The organism is Streptosporangium sp. NPDC006930 (assembly GCF_040635605.1).
Classification (GTDB): domain Bacteria; phylum Actinomycetota; class Actinomycetes; order Streptosporangiales; family Streptosporangiaceae; genus Streptosporangium.
This window is the reverse complement of sequence record NZ_JBEYID010000002.1, coordinates 665,529-684,597: the sequence shown is the minus strand read 5'-3', so window position 1 is coordinate 684,597 and position 19,069 is coordinate 665,529. Positions and strand designations below refer to the sequence as shown.

Below are 19,069 nucleotides of genomic sequence, written 5' to 3'. Positions count from 1 at the left end.
TCAGGCCATTCCCTGCAGGGTGGCCGCGCTCTGGCCCGCCCCGCCCACCTGGTCGGAGGTACGGGTGAGCCAGCCCTGCTTGTTCATCGTGAGGAACGCGTACAGCTTGATCGGCAGTGCGATCATGATGACCACCAGGCAGAGCAGCGGCAGCAACAGGATCTCGCCGGGGTGACGGCGCAGGTGTGACCAACCGCGGACACCCCGGCCGAGGAGCAGCCAGCCGACGGCGAGCCCGATGCCCAGCGGGGTGAGTTCAAGCCTGCTGAAGAACAGGTAGGCGAGCGTGACGCCCATGGTCACCGGGGTGAGCAGGATCTGCAGCACGGTCACCTTGGTGACCAGCGGAGTCTTCCACAGCCATCCCTTCCACAGCGCGGTCAGGTAGCAGCGGTAGGAGTTGCGGCTCCAGCGGACGCGCTGCTTGACGAAGGCGCGGAAGGAGTCGGGGAACATCGAGATGGCGCGGGCCGAGGACTGGTGCACGGTCTTGTACCCGGAGGCGAGGACCAGCCAGGTGAGCCGGCCGTCGTCGCCTGCGATGCACCGGCGGCCGAGGAAGAACTCGTTCTCCAGGTGGGTGAGCACCGGGAGGATGGCCTTACGCCGGTAGGCGGCGGTGCGGCCGGACAGGCAGGCCACCCCGCCCCTGCTGCCCATCGCGGGTACGTAGTCGTAGTAGCGCAGGTTGACCAGCCAGTCGGCGATGCGCCGCCAGACGCTGCTGGTCCGCTGGTACACGTTCTGCTGGGTGCCGACCCCACCGACCGCCGGGTCTTCGAAGGGCATCTGTACGGCGGCCAGCAGGCCGGGCTGCCACCAGGTGTCGGAGTCGGCGAAGACCACGACCTCGCCCCGGGCCGCCCGGATGCCGACCCCGAGCGCGGAGCGCTTGCCCGAGTGCTCGTACACCAGGACACGCAGCCGAGGGTCTGTCACCTCGCGGAGCTTGGCATGGCAGTCGGTGTCCCCGACGTCCACAACGATGATCACTTCCTGGGGGTCCTGGGCCAGCCAGCTGGCCAGGCAGCGCACCAGGATCTCGGCATCCTCCCGGTAGGACGGGACGACCACGGAGACCGTGGTCCGGTAGCCGTTCACGACCGGTTTGGCGAGCCGGGACAACACCACACGATAAACCCACAGGCCCCATACGAGCAGGCCCGCCAAGCCCAGCGGAATCAGGTCCCGCCAGGTTCCGTTGGCACTGGATCTAACAATCCATTCGTAGGCAGCATCAAACCAATTCAAGGCGGATTCCACTGATCCTTCTGGGCGTGTTTGCCCCAAGATGCTTGTGCGGTTGCGGGAGGAAAAGTCCCTTACCCGATAGATGGGGACAGTACTGAGCGCCTTCCCGGCAACATATTGGAACGGTGCAATTGTTACGGTACCGAGTAGATTTGCACAAGATGCGCCAGGGGCTGGTGAGACAACATTTTGATCATCGCGAACCCGGGGGTTCCCGCGACGTGCGCCTCATGCGCGCATGTGCCGTCCTGGATTCCGCCGCATGGTCCCACCCTGTAGGTGAGGAGCCTCAGCGGTACGTCTGGCGGTGGCGGCGCGCCTTCTCACGGTTTCCGCAGACGCTCATGCTGCACCAGCGGCGACGTCCGCCTCGCGAGGAGTCCAGGAACAACCAGCCGCATCGTCCGCACGTCCTGATCCGGCCGGGCGGGAGGGTGAAGACCGCGTGGATCGCCAGCAGTGACAGTGTCGTGGGGATGGCTCCGGGGGTCGTCCAGTCGGCGGTGTAGCCGTCGAGCGCGGCGTCGATCCGCTGGACCTGGCCGGCGCGCGTTCCCTTGCCCGCCCGTTGCAGGAGTGCGCCGAAGGGTTCGGTCGGCACGGTCTCGCCGTCGGTGATCGCGCTGAACACGGCCCACGCCTGCTCGCGAACGGCTCGAACCTCCCGTACGAGACCGCTCGCGGAGTCCTCCGTCAAGGACGGCACCTCGTCGAACAGGCCGGCGGACGCGCACCAGGTGAGGACATCCGAGGGGGTGTTCAGCAGTTCGACGTCCTCGGCCGGGAGTGTGCGGTCGAAGACGGTGTTCGTGAGGTCCAGGACCGGATGGCCGCCGACGAAATGGGCGTCCTGCCAGGGCGGTAGGGCCTGGGGGGTCAAAGTAACCATTGTACCGAGTGTATACGGTTTCCTGCTGGTGGCTGGTGGCTGGTGGCTGGTGGCTGGTGGCTGGTGGCTGGTCGCTGGTCGCTGGTGGTTGGTGGCCGAAGCCGATGGTCAGTGGTGATGCCGGTGGTTGGGGTTGGGGTTGGTCTGATGTGTGACTCGGACCGGGGGGATCGTCGAGGTGGCGTGCGGTGATCGTGTGGGAACCGCGGTCACGCGGCCTACGCGGCCTACGCGGCCTACGCGGCCTACGCGGCCTACGCGGCCTACGTGACCTACGTGACCTACGTGACCTACGCGGCCTGCGGGACCTCTCCCTTGAAACGCCTCCTGAGAAGGACGGTTGTCACGATCGCCACGGCGGCGAACCCGACCGAGCACCAGAGGGACCAGCGCCAGCCCACGAGGATGGCCTCGGGTTCGGCGGAGCCGGCGGCGAAGTGGGCGGCCACCGAGGTCACGACCCCCACACCCACGGCGAGTCCCAGCTGCTGCGAGGCGTTGATCAGCGCGCCGGCCGTCGCCCGTCGCCCCTCCTCGGCGCCGTTCGTGCCGGCGATGCTCGTCGTGATCAGCGCGAGGATGTGACCGGCGGCGTTCACGGAGGTGCCGATCAGGATGAGGGTGAGTCCGTGGTCTTGTGGCAGGCCGACCATGACCACGATGCCGATCGTCTCGACGACGATTCCGTAGAGGAGGACACGGTACAGCCCGAAGCGTTCGACGAGCTTTCCCGCGTAGATGCCGGTGACGACCGCGATCACGCCCGAGAGGGCGAACGCCAGACCGGTCGCGAGCGCGCCCAGACCGAGATGTGTCTGCAGGTAGAGGGTGAGGATGAACAGCATTCCACCGTAGGAGCAGACCAGCAGGACGGTGACGAGGTTGGCCGCGCCGATGGCGGCCGTGCGGAAGATGGAGATCGGCACGAGCGCGTCGTCCTTTCTGGACTGCGTCCAGACGAAGAGGGCGATCGCCGGCACCGCGATCCCCGCTGAGAGCAGGATCGGAGCCGACGACCAGCCGTACTTCTCACCTTCGGTGAGGGCGAACACGAGGGCGACCAGGCCCGTGGTCGCGAGGACGACGCCGATGACGTCGAGGTGGCGGGAGGCGCGCGTGTCCCGGCTCTCGTCGAGATGGACCCTCGCGAGGAGACCGGCGACCACGACGACGGGTACGTTGATCAGGAAGACGGACCTCCATCCGGCGTACTCGGTGAGAACGCCCCCGAGCACCATGCCGGAGACGAACCCCGCCGACAGTGCCGCACCGTAGACGCCGAGAGCGCGTTCGCGTTGAGGTCCTTCCGGAGTGGCCGCCTGGAGCAGCCCCAGACCCGCCGGGGCGATGAACGCGGCGGCGACGCCCTGCAGAGCGCGGCCCGCGATGAGCGCGGTCGGTGACCAGGCGAGGCCCGCGAGGAGCGAGGCTATGCCGAAGCCGACGAGGCTCCAGATGAACACCCGCTTTCTTCCGAAAAGATCGGCGACCCTTCCCCCGAGGAGGAGGAAGCCACAGAAAGTGAGCGGGTAGGCGGAAAGCACCCAGGCGATGTCGCCTCCGGAGCCGAAGTTCAGGCCTTCGCGGATGCTCGGGGCGGCGACGTTGATGATCGAATAGTCGACGGCGACCAGGAACTGGGTGCCGCAGATGACGGTGAGCTGCCAGAACTGCCGGGACCTGAATCCGCTCTCGGCGTTTCCCGTGGTGTGCGACGACGTCGCCTTCATTGTCACCCGCCCTTCGCTTTTACCGACCATCGGACCGGTTCACCCGCCTTTCGCTTCTCTCGACCAGCGGATCGGTTGACCCGCCTTTCGCTTCTCTCGACCAGCGAACCGGTTCACCTGCCCTTCGCCTCTGCCGACCATCGGGCCGGTGATTCCAGTCCCCGCGCGGTCGCGTCCCGGATCTCACCCGTACCCACCGTGGCTTCGGTGCGCGGGTGGGGTGCTCCGTGTGACGGGTGATTCGCGTACGGGTGGGGATCCGCGCGGGTGTCGGCGGAGAGAAACATCCGGTGAAGCTGCCTTACGGCGTTGAGTACGTCGTACTCGGCGCAGGTGATGGAGATCCGCCGGGTACGGACTGTCATGTCCCGCACCGTGACGCCGTGGGTCTCGAGCGCGCCCGGCAGAAGCCGCACCTGAGGATGGCGGGTACAGAACCCGTGGCCGACCAGCGACACCTTCCCCACGGGCCCTGACCAGCGGCACCCGCTGAAGGCGCCCGCCGCGCGCAGGCCGGCGAGCACCCCGTCGACCTGGTCCTGGTCGGCGGCCTTCACGACGAACCGCAGGGAGTGACCGGAGCCGTCGGCGGCCAGGTGGTCGAGCATGTCCACGGACAGTGCGGGGTCGGCCAGCATGGCGGCGATCGTGGTGAGGGCGGTGGGGGCGACCCCGTCGAGTCGGCAGCGGAGTTGACCTGTCCGGTGGGCGACGCCGACGGCGGTGAACCGCTCGCCGTCCGGTGGGGTGGTCGAGCGGGAGCCGGTTACCCAGGTGCCGGTGGTCTCGGTGGTGCTGGACCGGACGTGGAGGGGAACGCGGTGGGTGCCGGCGTACTGGACGCTGGAATGGGCGAGCACCGTGGCGCCGCCCGCGGCCAGCTCGGCCATGTCCTCGTAGGAGAGGTGGCTCAGTTTGCGGGCTTCGGCGACGTATCGGGGGTCGGCGGTGAACACGCCCTCGACGTCGGTGAATATCTCGCACACCTCGGCCCGTAGCGCGGCGGCGAGGGCGACGGCGGTGGTGTCGGAGCCGCCTCGGCTCAGGGTGGTCAGCTCGCCGCTTTCCGCGGCGATACCCTGGAAACCGGTCACCACGGGGACATAACCGGCCTGGATGCAGTCGCGGATCAGCTCGGGGTGAACGTTGACGATGCGCGCACAGCCGTGCACTCCGTCGGTGATGATGCCGCCGTCGCGGGCGTTGAACGAACGGGCGGGTACGCCCAGTTCGTGCAGCGCCATGGCGAGTGCGGCGGCGGAGGCCTGTTCACCGGTGCTGAGCAGTATGTCCAGTTCCCGGGCGTGTGGATTGTCGGTGAGGTCGCGTGCGAGTTCAAGCATGGCGTCGGTGGTGCCGCCCATCGCGGACACCACGACGGCCACGGATCCATCGGCGGCGGCTATGCGCTGCGCTGCGTGACTGATCTTGCTCACGTCACCCAGTGATGTTCCGCCGTACTTCTGTATCACCAGGCTCATCGTTCACTCCTGCGTCACGTGCTTCCTTGAGAACCATCCGGGCATGCTTGGCCGGTTTTTCGGCTCGACGACCGGCGCGGCCGGCATGACCGGCGTGACCGGCCCACCCAACTCGACCGGCGCGACCGGCGGGCTGACGCGCGACGTGTCGTCGGAGCCGGGAGGTCGTTCCGCGGGTGCGGAACGACCTCCCGGCCGCCGCGGCCTCCGTCATCGTGTTTCCTGGCTTTCGCGCCGCAACCGGGACGGTGTGCCGAGCCGTACCGATTCGGCCGCCGCCCACCTGTAGTACAGCTGCGCGTCGTTGTCGGACCGCATGCCCGCGGCACCGTGGATCTGCATGGTCCGCGTCGTGACCGTACGGGCCAGGTCCGAGGCCGCCGCGAGGTTGGCCGCCGCGTGCGCGGCCGCGTCGCGGTCGTGCACCAGCAGGCGCGTCGCGTCGATGTGCATCGACAGCTCGCTGAGCCGGAAGGCCAGGGCCTGGAACTTGCCGATCGGCTGGCCGAACTGGCGGCGTGTCCTGGCGTGGTCGACGGCGTGGTCGAGCGCCGCCTGGGCGAGGCCCACCAGATACGCCGCCTGGCGCACCCGCGCGTTGGCGAGCGCCGTCTCCCACGCGGTGGAGGAGTCGGTCCGGGCGACCGCGGGCGTGCCCTCGAACTCGACCTGGTACGTCTCGCCCCGGCTCGTCTCCTCGTAGCGCCGCATCGTGATGGACGGATGGTCGGCACGCACGAGCGCGAGGCGCGGTCCGGTGGTGCCGGATCGGCCCGCGCCGGCTCCGTTCATGCCGGCGCGGCCCGCGTCGGCTCCACCCGCGTCGGCTCGGCCGACGCCTGCTCCGTTCACGTCGGCTCCGTTCACGCCGGCTCCACCCGCGCCGACCTCGCCCACGACGAAGTGGTCGACCTCCGCCGCGAACCCGACGAAGGCCCGCCTCGCGGAGATCGCACCGTCCTGGTCGGACCATGGCTCGGCCGCGACCGCGAGCGCCACCGGTTCTTCGCCGATGTCGTCGGGGAACAGCTCTCGCGCGGTGAGCGTGTCGAGCAGCGGCCCCTGGTAAAGCACCGATCCGAGTAGCTCGGCGAGCCGTACGGTGTCAGAGGTGTGCAGCGCGCCGAGCCCGACCAGTCCTTCCCACACCATCGCGCGGGTTTCGCGGCTCTCGTCGTCGGTCTCCCCACCCGCAGGGCGAGGCCGATCGGTCATCCGCCGCACCAGCGGAGCCAGATCCCCGTCGAAGAAGTCGGTGAACGCCGTGGTCTCCACTGTGGTCATGACGGCAACCCCAATTTCGATGTGGCGACGAAGTAGAGCATGATCTCCGAGGAGCCCTGGGCGAGCGTGAGTCCCGGAGCCTCGCGGAACGCGGCGTCGAAGACGCCCTCGGCGAGGGCCTCGGGGTCGCGTGCGTCCAGCAGCGCCCGTGGTCCGAGCAGCTCGACCGCCGCCAGCGACACCTCCTTGGCCGTCTCCGACGTGTACCACTTGGCGATCGCCGAGTGCACCTCGTTGGGCCGTCCCTCGTGCAGGTTGGTTATGCACCGCCACGCCAGCAGGCGGGCCGCGCGCACCCGGGTTTCGAGCTGGACCAGCCGCTCCTCGCAGCCGGGCGGCGCGTGCTCGCGCAGCGCGGACAGCGTGCGCTCGGCCTTGGCCGAGTGGTCCAGCCCGGTGCGCTCCAGCGGGAGCACCTTGCCCAGCACCTGCCACCCGTCGTCGACCTCGCCGAGCACGTCCTCGCGCCCGATCCGGATTCCGTTGAGCGTCACCAGGTCGAACCGCTCCTCGGACAGGTTCCACACCGGCTCGATGACCGTGCCCAGGCTCTGCAGCGGTACCAGGAAGAGCGTGATCCCCGAGAAGTTCACCGGGCCGGTCGACGTGCGGGCCGCGCACAGCGCGAACTCACTGTGCTGCGCCTTCATGTTGTAGATCTTCCGCCCGTGCAGGCGCCAGCCGTCGCCGTCCGGCTCGGCGCGCGTGGTCAGCGACGCGAGGTCGGATCCGACATCGGGCTCGCTGAACAGCACGTTGGCCGTGATCTCGCCGCGTGCGAGGCCCGGCAGGAACCGCTCCTTCTGCTCCGGCGTGCCGAACAGGTGAATGGCGTTCCCGACGATGTCGATGCCGAGCGAGTGCACGTTCTCGGGGACGCCGTGGCGGATCATCTCCTCGGTGAGGATCGCCTTCTCCACGATCGTGGCGTCCGATCCGCCGTAACGTTCGGGCCAGTTGATCGCGAGCCAGCCGAGCTTGCCCAGTCGCCGATGCACGTCGAGCAGGCCGCTCTCCTGCCCGTACGGCATCCGCCGGGACTGTGCGATCTCCGCGCTCACCGCTTCCTCGCACAACAGCCCGCAGACCTCTTGCCGGAAGCCGTCCTGCTCTGGCGTGAAGGCCGGCATCATCGGACACTCACCTCGCTTAATCTGTCGCGCATCACGTCCGCCAGGGTCTCGACGTGTGCTGGTTGGAGCATGGTGTAGTGGTCGCCCCGCACCACCTGGATCTCGTCGGCGTAGGCACGCCATCTGTCGAGCTTGTCCGGGTCGGCGTCCTCGGCGCACAGCAGCACCACCCGGCCGTCCACCCGCGAAGGACGGAACGTCAGGAGCCCGCGTACGTTCGCGGCGAACACCGGGAACCGTTCGGCCATCTCGGTGGCGTCCGGTTCCGCGCCCATCTCCGCGACGTCGGCGGCGAACCACGCCCGCAGCTCGTCGTCGCAAGGATGGGACGGTTCGTCGGGGAGAGCGGTGTCGAGCGCGAACGTCACGGCGACGTCGCCGTCCTGGCGCGCCATGTCGAGCGCCACCGCTCCGCCGACCGACCAGCCGCCCAGGTGCAGCGGACCGTCGGGCCGGACCTCGCGGACTGCGGCGAGGTAGGTGGCCGCGAGCTCGGACAGCCGCCGTCCCTTGGTCACGCCGCCGTGCAGTCCCGGGTCCTCCAGCGCGTAGACGGGCCGGTCGTCGCCCAGCAGCGCGGCGAGTGCGACGTAGGGCGCCACCGATCCGCCCGCCGCGTGTACGAGGAACAGCGGTGGTTTCGTGCCCCCGTGACTGAGCGGCACCAGCGGAGACGTGGGCGGCGGCCGCTCCTCCGCCGGGGCGGAGGGGGCCCTCCGCAGAGAGAGGGCCTCCTCCCGTTTGCGCCGGAGTCGGAGTCGCAGCAGCGCGTCTCGTTTCTCCTCCAGGGTGGAGGGACGCGAACCGCCCATCAGCTCGACTCTTTCAGCAGCCGGTCGAGTTCCTCCTCGGACAGATCGGCGACCTGGGCCTCCAGCTGCGCCACCTCGTCGTCGCCGAGCAGCGCGCGCTGCGCGTCGTCGACCTGGGCGGCGAACTGGCTGAGCAGCGGGTAGCTGAACAGCCGTCGCGGGTCGAGCGTCACCTGGAAGGCGTCGCGCACCCGCGAGATCATCTGGGTGACCTGCAGCGAGTTGCCGCCGAGGACGAAGAAGTTGTCCTGAGCGCCGACGCTCCCGGGGTCGAGGCTCAGCAGGCTCTGCCAGATATCGGCGAGCCGGCGCTGCGTCTCGGTGGTCAGCTCGACCTGTCCCGACTCTCCCTCGGGGCGAGGGTCGGGCAGCTTCGTCTGGTCCACCTTTCCCGTGGAGGTGAGCGGGAGCCGGTCCAGCCGCACGTAGTCGGTGGGCACCATGTGCAGGGGCAGCCGCCCGGCCAGGTGTTCGCGCAGCGCGTCCGGCTCGAACTCGCCGACCACGTAGGCGGCGAGCCACGCCGACGTGGTGCCCGCGTCGCGCACGGTCACGACGCACTGCCGCACGCCGTCGAAGCTCTCGACGGCGTGCTCGATCTCGCCGAGCTCCACGCGCAGCCCGCGCAGCTTCACCTGACGGTCGACCCGGCCCAGGAACTCCAGGTTGCCTTCGCCGTTCCAGCGTGCCAGGTCACCGGTGGCGTACATGCGCTCGCCCGGCGTGGCGGCGAACGGGTCGGGCAGGAACTTCTCGGCGGTCTGGTCCGGCCGGCCGAGGTAGCCGACGGCGAGACCGGCGCCCGCCATGTAGAGCTCCCCGGGAACGCCGACCGGCACGGGCCGCAGCCCCCTGTCCAGGACGTAGGCGCGCTGGTTGGCCATCGCCCGGCCGATCGGCGGCGGTCCGTCCAGAGGCTCCGGCGGGCACAGGTAGTCCACGCACGTCACGGTGACCTCCGTCGGGCCGTATCCGTTGTGGAACTCGCGCCCCGGCTTGCGCCACCTGTTGACCAGGTCGGGGCCGAACGGCTCCATGCCGATGAAGCACACCCGCAGGTCGTCCAGGGCGGACGGATCGAGCAGCCCGAGCACGGCCGGAGGGATGTCCACCATCGTCACCCGCTCGCGGGCGAGCAGCGCCTGCAGCGTTTCGGGGTCGAGCAGCTCGGAGCGCGGCGCGCCCACGATGGTCGCGCCGGCGGTGAGCGTCGAGAAGACGTCCGACACGCTCACGTCGAAGGCGGGGTTGGAGAACTGCAGGATCCGGTCGTCCGGCGTCACCGAGAACATCCGCTGGAAGGTGGTGCAGAAGTTCGCGACCGCCCGGTGGGGGACCATCACTCCCTTGGGGGTGCCGGTCGAGCCCGAGGTGTAGATGACGTAGGCGGTGTCCTCCTGCGCCACGTGCACAGAAGGCGGCGAGACCTCTCGTCCGTCGAGCGCGTCGGTGTCCAGCAGGATCCGCCCCACGTTCGAGGGCAGCAGGTCCACGAGATCCGAGGTCGTCACGACCGCGACCACATCGGCGTCGCCGAGCTGGTAGGCGAGCCGCTCCGGCGGATACTGCGGGTCGAGCGGCAGCCACGCCCCGCCCGCCTTGAGCACGCCGAGCTCGGCGGCCGGCAGGTCGAAGCCGCGGTCGAGCAGCACCCCGACCACGCTCCCCGGCGCCACCTTGAACTCCTCGACGAGCGCGTGCGCCAGCCGGTTGGAGCGCTCGTCCAGCTGCGCGTAGGTGAGGTCCTCTCCGGCGAAACGCATCGCGACCGCGTCGGGCGCCTCGGCCACGCGCGCCGCGACCAGTTCGTGCAGCAGGCGCTCGTCGCGCTCGCCGGGCTCGGGGTTCCATTCGGTGAGCACGCGCAGGTACTCGCTGTTGGGCATGATGTCCAGCGAGTCGATCCGGGCGTCCGGCCTGGACAGCGCGTCGTTCATGATCGTCGTGAAGTGTTCCACCAGGCGCTCGACCCGCTCGTGGTCGAACAGCTCGGAGGAGTATTCGATCCACACGCCCAATCCGCCGTCAGGCAGGTCGTTGATCTGGAACGTGAGGTCGAACCTGGTCGTCTCCGGTTGCGGGGTCAGCATCTCGACGTCCACGCCGGGCAGGCTCCAGCGCGCGATCATCGACTCGGGCAGCAGCGTGAACAGGTGCGCGACCAGCGGATTCCGTCCCGGGATCCGCTCCGGGCCGAGCTCCTCGATCATCCGGCCGAACGGCATGTCCTGGCGGGCCATCGCGTCCAGGACGGTGTCGTTGGTGGTGTGCACCAACTCGCGGAACACCGGATTGCCCCCGAGGTTCCCGCGGACCGCCACCGTGTTGGCGAAGAACCCCATCATGGGTTCGGTCTCCGAGCGGGTCCGTCCGGAGAAGACCGATCCGAGCGCGATGTCCTCCTGGCCGGTGTAGCGGTTGATCACGACCTGGTATCCGGCCATCGTGAGGGCGAGCAGGGAGACGTTCTCGGCCTGGGCCAGGTCGCGGATCCCTCGCGCGAGATCGTCGGGCAGGCGGCCCTCGTAGATGCGGCCGGCCCCGGTGGGCGCCGACGGACGCTCCCGGTCGCCGCGCCACTCCAGCGGTTCCATCCCGTCCAGGGCGGAACGCCAGGAGTCGATCTGCTTGGCCGGCTCCTCGCTGAGCAGCCAGAGCCGCTGCCAGGCCGCGAAGTCGGCGGGCTGGAGGCTCAGCTCGGGGAACTGCGAGCCGCTCGGATCGGTGTAGCGGGCGGTCAGCTCCTCGGCGAACTGGCGCGAGGACCATCCGTCGATGACGATGTGATGCCAGACGATGGACAGCACGTGGTCCTCGGGGCCCAGGCGCAGCACGGCGAACCGGTACGGCGGCTTGTTGCGCAGGTCGAACTCCTCGCGCACCTGAGCGTCGATCCACTCCTGAACGGACTCCTCGGTCCCGTCGGTGACCGGCAGGTCCCACGTCTCCGGCGGCGGATCGACCACCTGGAACGGCACGCCGTGCTCGTCGCCGAACCGGGTGCGCAGGCTCTCGTGCCGCGCGACGATCCCGCGCAGCGCCTCGGAGAGGGCGGCCACGTCGAGCGGCCCGCGCAGGCGCATCGCGAACGGCACGTTGTAGACCGGTGCGCCCGCGACCATCTGGTGCAGGAACCACAGGAATCGCTGCTGCTCGGCGATCGCCATCTTGTCGGTGCGCGGGACGGCGACGATCCGTTCCCGTTCGGCCTTCTCCGCCACACGCTGGCGGACCTTCCTCTCCAGCAGGGCGCGTCTGATGTCGGCGACGTTACGCTCTTCCGGGTTTGCCATGATCTCCTTCTCCTTCTTCACCGTCGCACGCTCAGCGGTCGCAGGTCGGTCCACACCCGCGCGATGTGTTCCAGGCACTCGCCCTTGTCGCCCTCGACCCCGGCCTCGCGCCAGCCGGGCGGGATCTCCCGGCCGGCGGGCCAGATCGAGTACTGCTCCTCGTGGTTGATCACCACGGCGAACTTCTCTTCCACAACGCCTACCTTTCTTGAGGTACGAAGGCGGAAATGTCGGTTAGTTGAGTGAGGTAGCGATCGAGCGTCCCGAGCCCGTCCACCGTCGGCCGCGCGAGCGAGGCCGCGTGCCGGTCGAACCGCCAGGTGTCGAAGTGCCGGGAGCAGTCGGTGAACATCCGGTCGAACTCGACCGGCGCCGCGTCACGGCCGGTGGCCGCGGGCGGCAACAGCAGGTGCAGCCCGGCGAGCCGCTCGTCGGGCTCGGCGATCGCCTCCAGGCGGTCGCGGAACTGCGCGTAGCCGACCCGGTCGAGCCCGCATCGGGCGGTGAGCACGTCGAACGCGTCGGCGAAGCGCAGCCTCGTCGGCCACAGCACGTGCATCGCGCCGTCGGGCACCTCGATGTCGCCGATCGCGGCGCCCGCCACGAACCGGCCGACCACGTCCACCGGCGTCACGTCGGTCTCGGCCTCCGTGGGGAACACGCATCCGGTGCGCGCGCACGCGTACAACAGGTTGTGTGCGAGTGAATCGGGGTTGGCCACGCCTGTCGTCCGGTGCGGCCAGACCTCACCGAGGCGGTACACCACCGAGCTGACGCCCTGGCGGTGCGCGTCGGCGAGCAGGTTCTCCGCGACGTACTTCGATCTGTTGTAGCCGTCTGCGGCGACCTGGTCCAGCACCGGGATCTGGTCCTCGGTGAAGCGCGAAGTGGCCTGCTCGGTGGGGGCGAAGATGCTCAGGGTGGACAGGGTGTGCAGGCGGGCACCGCTCGACGCGAGTTTGATGAGCTCCTGCACGCCGAGCACATTGGCCGGGCGGTGGTCCAGATAGCCGAACAGGAAGTTCACCGCGCCCGCGGCGTTGACGACACCGGACACGGCCGACGCGATCGCGTCGAAGCGCCACTGCGGCAGGCCGAGCAGCTCGCTGCCCAGGTCGCCGGGGACGACCTCGACCCGTCCGGCTCTGATCGCCGCCGGTAGCTGCTGCCAGGCGGAGGTGAGCCCGTACCGGTCGAGGGCCTCGGTCAGCCGCCGGGCGCCTTCCGAGGGGTCGGAGCTGCGTACCAGGCAGATCAGCTCGACGTCGGAGCGCGTCAGCAACTCGGCGAAGATGTGCGCCCCGATGAACCCGGTCGCGCCGGTGAGCAACAGTGTCCGGGGCGGACGCCACGTCAGGTCGTGCTTGATGTAGGCGAGTTCGGCGCTGTCGTCGTCGACGCCCTCGGCCAGCCGCGCGGCCTGTGCGCGCACGGTCGACTCGACGAGCAGGTCCCTGGGCCGCACCGGCCTGCCCAGCCGCTCACTGACGGCGGTGGTGAGCCGGTAGGCGCTCAGCGAGGTGCCCCCGTAGTCGGAGAAGGGGACGACCACCGAGACCTGTTCCCGTTCAAGCACCTCGCGCCATGCCGAACAGAGCAGCTCCTCCATCGGGCTGGCCGGCGGCTCGATCCGCTCGGCCGGGCCTTCCTGCCGTGCCGTCTCGGCCACGATGAGCGCGGCCAGCGCCTTGCGGTCCGCCTTGCCGTTGCGGTTGAGCGGGAGCGCGTCGAGCACCACGATCTGGTGCGGGACCTGCTCGGCCGGTAGTTTCTCCGCCGCGTACGCGCGAAGTCGCTCCGCGGAGGGTGTCTCGTCCGGCGACCGTGGCGTGACGCAACCGACCAGGGCGGCCTCGGGGGCCTCGCCGAGCACGACCGCCATCGCGTCGCCGACGAGCGGATGGCCGGCGAGGGCCGATGAGACGTCGCCGAGTTCCACCCGTACCCCACCGATCTTGACCTGCTCGTCGAGCCGGCCGTTGAAGTGCAGCAGCCCGTCCTCGCCGACCCGCGCCAGGTCGCCCGTCCGGTACAGCCTTTCGCCGGGGATCTCCGGGAACGGGTTGGCCACGAGCACCCGCGCGGTGCGCTCGGGATCGTTGAGGTAGCCCGCTCCGACGCACTCGCCGCCGAGGTACAGCTCGCCGGGGGTGTTCTTGGGGAGGGGCCTGAGATCCTCGTCGAGGACGATCGCGGCGGTGTTGTCGATGGGGCGCCCGAGCGGGATCCGGTCGACGTCGGCGTCCGTGACGTCGTGGAACACCGACCCGATCGAACACTCCGTCGGCCCGAACGTGTTGGTGACCTTGAGGTCGGGCAGCAGCGCGCGCAGCCGGTGCACCACGGCGGGGCCGGCCGTCTCCCCGCCGATCAGCATGCGGCGCAGGCTCGACGTCGCGGCGCGCAGATCCTCGCGCGCCTCCAGCAGGGAGACGAACGCCGTGAGCACGGAGGGGACGAAGTCGGTCATCGTGACGCCGTAGCGGCCGATGGTCACCGCGGTCTCCTCAAGGTCGAGGATCCCGTCGCGGTCCGGCAGCACGACCTGCCCACCCGATGTCAGCGGCCACAACACCTGCCACATCGAGGAGTCGAACGTGGACCGGCTGTTCTGCAGCGTCACGTGGCCGGCACCGTCACCGAACCGGCGCGACATCGCGGTCAACCTGTTGACCAGGCCGCGGTGGTGGTTGAGCGCGCACTTGGGCATGCCCGTCGAGCCGGAGGTGTAGAACCCGTAGATCAGGTCTTCCGGCCCGGGTGCACGGTCGGCGGGCGGCGGTTCCAGGTCGGCCGGATCACGCGGTGGTTTCGAGCAGTCGACAATTACCGTCGGAATGGATAATTGCAGTTCGGTGATCGTCTCCACCGTCGTCGGCGACACCAGGACGGCGGGTGGCGAGAGTTCGGCGATGATCGCCCTGAGCCGGTCCATCGGCCAGGAGGGATCCAGCGGAACGAACGCCGAGCCTGTTTTCATCACCCCGAGGAGCGCGGCCGGGAATTCGCGTCCTTCCGCTATCAGCACGGGTATCAAATGTCGTGTCAGTACGCCGTTGCCGATCAGTCGATTGGCCGTTGTGTTGGCCGCGGCGTCGAGGGCGGCGTAGCTCATCGTCATGTCCCGATAGCGAATTGCGGGACGGTCCGGTGTGTTCTCCCGATGCTCGTGGAACAGGTCGAGAACTGTGCTTTGCCGGGGGAACGCATGCTGCGGCCCCAATGATAAGTGAACGGCGGTTCGGGCATCTTCAATCAAGTGCGTCTGCTGATGGCTTGACATCGTGCTTCCATGGTCTCGGCTGGCAACAGGTCCTTTGTCAGGCAGATCGGTCACTATTCAGATAGGTGGGCTTCAGGTGGCCGGGGCCGATTCTCGGCGAGCGTCACAAGGGTGGCGAAGGGGTGTTCGCCGCGTTTTTCTGTAGCGTCCGGCGACTGCCCGAATCTCGATCGGATATGCGAAGGCGACAGGCATTCGTTTCATGACGGCCCGTGCGTGCGGTGACCACGCGTTTCCTCCCAACGCCAGGTGATCTGGGTGCTGCACAAAATATTAAGTAACCGTCTTTAACTAATTTACGGGTTACTTCCATAGTGGGACACCTGCTCCGGATTCGCAAGCTCGGACGTCGCTGTGGCCGACCTGAAGCGGCTGTGAACTGGGGAGATGAACGCATGGTCAACGTGGAGCGGCGACGGGCATCCGAGCCCCCTTCGTCGTGGCGGCTTCGCATCCCATCCGAATCGGTGACGACACAAATGCTGATTCCGGATGCGCGGTCCGACCACCCGGAATGCGGAACAAAAGGCTCCGGCGCCGGTGTGACAGGAAGTCGTCGTCCAGAGGGGGTGTGAAAGGCATGCCCGTCCGTACCCGACCCGATGCCCGCTAATCCCTCAATCGCGGTTTTCTGTCGGATTCGCTCGAAAATTGACGATGACCAGCGGAGAACCAAAGAATGATCAATGCGACATCGTGGTCGATGAATGGCGACGGGCAATCCGGAGCACCTCGCGGTGGCCTTGGGCGACTTGGCTGAATGGCCTGTAAGGACGTCCGTAAAGATCGCTTAGGCGCCGCCGGGAGTCGACGCCGAGTTCGTCAACCCGTGAAGAGTGAAGGATTGTCGTGCATGGGTAGTGTGGATGAGGTCAGCTTATTGATCATTGCGTCGCATCTCGCCCGGCGGGATAAAGGAGGAGGCTGTGGAGCAGGTCAGCGGCAACACGCGGGTCGGATTATTCCAATCGGGAGGGCTCTCGTCCCTCGCCGTCGGAGTCTGGCTTCGCGAGATATCCACGCCGACGAGGCACTATCTCGCCGATATCGGTCAATCAGATATCACGAATATGGACGCACTCGTTTCTTCTCTGCGAAGTTTCGGGGACGAGGTCGTCGTTATGGATTTACGATCACCGATGGCCTCCATGGCGTCGGACCTGCTGCGCTACAGCGCCCGTCACGACGGCGGCTACTGGAATACGACCGGCGCGTCCCGCTTCGTGCTCGTCAACGAGGTCCTGCCGAGGATGCGGGCGGACGGATTCCGGACGTTCGTCCACGGCTGTGTCGGCGGCGGCAACGACCAGCGCCGGTTCGCGCGCTACGGCACCCAGGTCGCCCCGGAGATGTCCGTCGTCGAGCCGTGGACGAGCCCGCGGGCGCTGGAGAGGTTCCCCGATCGCGACGCGATGCTCGCGGCGGTCACCGAGCACGGGCTGCACCTCGACCATGGCAGCGGAGCCGACCGGTCCACCGACGCCAACCTCGCCGGCATCTCGCACGAGTCGGCCGAGCTGGAAGACCTGGAAACGCCGGTCACCCGCCTTCGGCCGCGGTGGAGCCGGTGGCCGGGGGAGACCTCCGCCGAGCCCGAGACCGTCACCGTCGTCTTCCACGAAGGACGCGTCGTCGACGTCGACGGCAGCGGACCCGACCCGGTCCAGTGGATGACGCGGGCCAACGAGATCGGGTCACGGCACGGCGTCTGGCTTCGTGACGTGGTCGAACGGCGCATCATCGGCACGGTCTGCCGGGGCGTCTACGAGGCGCCCGGCCTGGAGTTGCTCGAACGCGCGTGGACCCGCGTCCTGCAGGCCGGCCTCGACGCGGCCGGCCGCGAACTCTACGACCGGCTGGCGGGCGTTCTGGGCGCCGCGCTGTACGAGGCACGGTGGCTCGACCCCGCCGCGTACGCGGCGCGGGACGCGATCGACCGGCTCGTCGGCGAGCTCGGCGGCAGCGTGACCCTCTCCGTCCACCGCGGCGTCGTCAGGGTCGAGCGGATGAAGGCGGCCGGTCACGTGGTGCAGCAGACACGGTTCGGCTCGGGCGGCAACCGCTGGAGCGAGGTGGTCGCCGTCTGAACGAGCCGTCTGAACGAGCCATCTGAATGAGCTGTCTGAACGAGCCGTCTGGATGAAAGGAGGAGGCGATGCGTGAGCGTCGATTCGGTCGACTGGGCTGGATGGTCGGCGACGTCGGCTACGGAATGTGGGGCATAGCCGGAGGTGAGGGCGGATGGACCGGTGCCGACGGCGAGACGGGCGACACCGCGTTGGACGAGGCCGTGCGGCTCGGGTGCGACTTCTTCGACACCGCCTGGATCTACGGCCGCGGGGAAAGCGAGAGGATGCTCGGGGAGTTGGTGAGGAGGCACCCGGAGCGCCGCCTCCGCATCGCGACCAAGCCCCCGCCGAAGAATCGCGAGTGGCCGTCCACCCGGGACTCCAAGCTGTCCGACGTGTATCCACCGGATTATCTCTGGGAGTGTCTGCACCGCAGCCTCGAAGGGCTGGGCACCCCGTCCGTCGACCTGTTCCAGTTCCATGTCTGGGAGGACGCCTGGGCACACGACGCGGCCTGGCAGGAAGCCGTCATCGAGATGAAGGAACGCGGGCTGATCAAAGGCGTCGGGATCAGCGTCAACCGCTGGGAACCCTGGAACGTACTGGAGACCCTGAAGACCGGGCTGATCGACGCGGTACAGGTCATCTACAACATCTTCGATCAGGCCCCGGAAGACGAACTCTTCCCGGCATGCCGTGAGCTGGACGTGGCGGTGATCGCGCGGGTGCCCTTCGACGAGGGCACGCTCACCGGCACCCTCACCCGCGACACCCGCTGGCCGGAAGGCGACTGGCGCAACACCTACTTCGTACCGGAGAACCTCGCCGCGAGTGTGGAGCGCGCCGAACGGCTGGCGCGGATCGTGCCCGAGGGCATGACCATGCCCGAGCTCGCCCTGCGCTTCATCCTGCAGAACCCCGACGTCACCACCGTCATCCCCGGCATGCGCAAGCCCGCCCACGTACGGGCCAACATCGCCGCCGGCGACGCCGAACCCCTGGGTGAGGAACTGATGGCGCGGTTGCGTGAACACCGCTGGGACCGCCGGCCCACCGCGTGGTCGCAATGAGCGCCGCGTCGAAGCCCATCGTGTTGTGGGCCGTGCCTCGATCCCGGTCCACGGCGTTCCTGCGCATCATGCTCGAACGCGGCGACCTTGAAGTGGCCCACGAGCCGTTCTCGTACCTCCAGTCGGACGGCCACTTCGAGTTCGCGGGCAGGCGCGCCACGTCGGCGATCGAGCTGCTCGACGCGATGCTCGAGGTGAACGCCGAGGGGCGGCGGGTGTTCGCCAAGGACACCTCCGACTACACCTACACCCCGCTGTTCGAGGACGAGCGCCTGTTCGGCGACGTGATCAACACCTTCATGATCAGGGAACCGCGGAGCGCGATCTCCTCGCACTACGCCATCAACCCCGAGGCCACCCTGGAGGAGTACGGATTCGAATACCTGTACGCCATCTTCGACGCCGTGCGGTCGGCGACCGGTGAGATCCCCCTGGTGATCGACGGCGACGACCTGGTGGCCAGTCCGGAGGCGACGGTCCGGGCGTACTGCGAGCGGGTCGGGCTGGAGTTCATGCCCGAGGCGATGTGCTGGGACCCCGGTCAGCAGGCGAACTGGCAGCGCACGAACCGGTGGCACGCGGAGGTGGCCGAGAGCAGCGGGCTCGTGGCCAAGGCGCCCGAGCGGCGTGAGACGCCCGACACCAACGAGCACCTGCGCCGCGTCGCCGAGTATCACCAACCGTTCTACGACGAACTCGCGCGCCACCGCCTCACCTGCGGGTAGGGCCGGGGAGCGGTGACGTGCCGGTGTCGTGACGCGAGCGCGTGCCACC

At 68.7% G+C, this 19,069-nt stretch carries 13 protein-coding genes; 3 read left to right on the top strand and 10 right to left on the bottom strand.

Annotated elements, in window-relative coordinates; translation table 11 throughout:
- The 10 genes from ABZ664_RS06430 to ABZ664_RS06385 form a co-directional block, all read right to left on the bottom strand.
- Window positions 1-1,125 carry a glycosyltransferase family 2 protein gene (locus tag ABZ664_RS06430; RefSeq protein WP_362503857.1) on the bottom strand — a complete coding sequence of 375 codons (1,125 nt, stop codon included), beginning with the start codon at window positions 1,123-1,125 and terminating at the stop codon, window positions 1-3.
- A 415-nt stretch (window positions 1,126-1,540) separates the two neighbouring features.
- Window positions 1,541-2,140, bottom strand: a complete 600-nt coding sequence (locus ABZ664_RS06425) for an ABATE domain-containing protein (RefSeq protein ID WP_362503854.1) — start codon at window positions 2,138-2,140, stop codon at window positions 1,541-1,543.
- A gap of 290 nt (window positions 2,141-2,430) precedes the next feature.
- On the bottom strand, window positions 2,431-3,870 hold the full coding sequence (locus tag ABZ664_RS06420) for an MFS transporter (RefSeq protein ID WP_362503851.1): 1,440 nt from the start codon (window positions 3,868-3,870) through the stop codon (window positions 2,431-2,433).
- Between the two features lie 113 nt (window positions 3,871-3,983).
- Window positions 3,984-5,351 carry an aspartate kinase gene (locus ABZ664_RS06415; RefSeq protein WP_362503848.1) on the bottom strand — a complete coding sequence of 456 codons (1,368 nt, stop codon included), beginning with the start codon at window positions 5,349-5,351 and terminating at the stop codon, window positions 3,984-3,986.
- A 210-nt stretch (window positions 5,352-5,561) separates the two neighbouring features.
- Window positions 5,562-6,635, bottom strand: a complete 1,074-nt coding sequence (locus tag ABZ664_RS06410) for an acyl-CoA dehydrogenase family protein (protein WP_362503844.1) — start codon at window positions 6,633-6,635, stop codon at window positions 5,562-5,564.
- Entirely contained in the window at window positions 6,632-7,768 is a 1,137-nt protein-coding gene (locus ABZ664_RS06405; protein WP_362503841.1) for an acyl-CoA dehydrogenase family protein, read from the bottom strand. Before ABZ664_RS06405 ends, ABZ664_RS06410 begins: the two co-directional genes overlap by 4 nt.
- On the bottom strand, window positions 7,765-8,580 hold the full coding sequence (locus tag ABZ664_RS06400) for an alpha/beta fold hydrolase (RefSeq protein ID WP_362503838.1): 816 nt from the start codon (window positions 8,578-8,580) through the stop codon (window positions 7,765-7,767). The genes ABZ664_RS06405 and ABZ664_RS06400 overlap by 4 nt, the downstream gene beginning before the upstream one ends.
- On the bottom strand, window positions 8,580-11,873 hold the full coding sequence (locus tag ABZ664_RS06395; protein WP_362503835.1) for an amino acid adenylation domain-containing protein: 3,294 nt from the start codon (window positions 11,871-11,873) through the stop codon (window positions 8,580-8,582). The genes ABZ664_RS06400 and ABZ664_RS06395 overlap by 1 nt, the downstream gene beginning before the upstream one ends.
- 17 nt (window positions 11,874-11,890) lie before the next feature.
- Window positions 11,891-12,067: an MbtH family protein gene (locus ABZ664_RS06390; protein ID WP_350942859.1), complete on the bottom strand. Its 177-nt coding sequence runs from the start codon at window positions 12,065-12,067 to the stop codon at window positions 11,891-11,893.
- A 5-nt stretch (window positions 12,068-12,072) separates the two neighbouring features.
- Window positions 12,073-15,156, bottom strand: coding sequence for an amino acid adenylation domain-containing protein (locus ABZ664_RS06385; protein WP_362503832.1), 3,084 nt, complete (start codon window positions 15,154-15,156; stop codon window positions 12,073-12,075).
- A 926-nt stretch (window positions 15,157-16,082) separates the two neighbouring features.
- Between ABZ664_RS06385 and ABZ664_RS06380 the strand changes: the two genes are divergently transcribed.
- From ABZ664_RS06380 to ABZ664_RS06370, 3 genes are all read left to right on the top strand, one after another.
- Entirely contained in the window at window positions 16,083-17,243 is a 1,161-nt protein-coding gene (locus ABZ664_RS06380; protein ID WP_362503829.1) for an argininosuccinate synthase domain-containing protein, read from the top strand.
- A gap of 68 nt (window positions 17,244-17,311) precedes the next feature.
- Entirely contained in the window at window positions 17,312-18,295 is a 984-nt protein-coding gene (locus ABZ664_RS06375) for an aldo/keto reductase (protein ID WP_362503826.1), read from the top strand.
- Window positions 18,292-19,020 carry a sulfotransferase family protein gene (locus ABZ664_RS06370; protein ID WP_362503823.1) on the top strand — a complete coding sequence of 243 codons (729 nt, stop codon included), beginning with the start codon at window positions 18,292-18,294 and terminating at the stop codon, window positions 19,018-19,020. The genes ABZ664_RS06375 and ABZ664_RS06370 overlap by 4 nt, the downstream gene beginning before the upstream one ends.
- Window positions 19,021-19,069 lie beyond the last annotated feature (49 nt).

What these genes read in the sequence shown, in the direction of transcription:
- ABZ664_RS06375 (WP_362503826.1), top strand. Translation starts at nt 17,312, where the DNA reads ATGCGTGAGCGTCGATTCGGTCGACTGGGCTGGATGGTCGGCGACGTC.
- ABZ664_RS06405 (WP_362503841.1), bottom strand. Translation starts at nt 7,768, where the DNA reads ATGATGCCGGCCTTCACGCCAGAGCAGGACGGCTTCCGGCAAGAGGTC.
- ABZ664_RS06370 (WP_362503823.1), top strand. Translation starts at nt 18,292, where the DNA reads ATGAGCGCCGCGTCGAAGCCCATCGTGTTGTGGGCCGTGCCTCGATCC.
- ABZ664_RS06400 (WP_362503838.1), bottom strand. Translation starts at nt 8,580, where the DNA reads ATGGGCGGTTCGCGTCCCTCCACCCTGGAGGAGAAACGAGACGCGCTG.
- ABZ664_RS06415 (WP_362503848.1), bottom strand. Translation starts at nt 5,351, where the DNA reads ATGAGCCTGGTGATACAGAAGTACGGCGGAACATCACTGGGTGACGTG.
- ABZ664_RS06410 (WP_362503844.1), bottom strand. Translation starts at nt 6,635, where the DNA reads ATGACCACAGTGGAGACCACGGCGTTCACCGACTTCTTCGACGGGGAT.
- ABZ664_RS06385 (WP_362503832.1), bottom strand. Translation starts at nt 15,156, where the DNA reads ATGTCAAGCCATCAGCAGACGCACTTGATTGAAGATGCCCGAACCGCC.
- ABZ664_RS06425 (WP_362503854.1), bottom strand. Translation starts at nt 2,140, where the DNA reads ATGGTTACTTTGACCCCCCAGGCCCTACCGCCCTGGCAGGACGCCCAT.
- ABZ664_RS06420 (WP_362503851.1), bottom strand. Translation starts at nt 3,870, where the DNA reads ATGAAGGCGACGTCGTCGCACACCACGGGAAACGCCGAGAGCGGATTC.
- ABZ664_RS06395 (WP_362503835.1), bottom strand. Translation starts at nt 11,873, where the DNA reads ATGGCAAACCCGGAAGAGCGTAACGTCGCCGACATCAGACGCGCCCTG.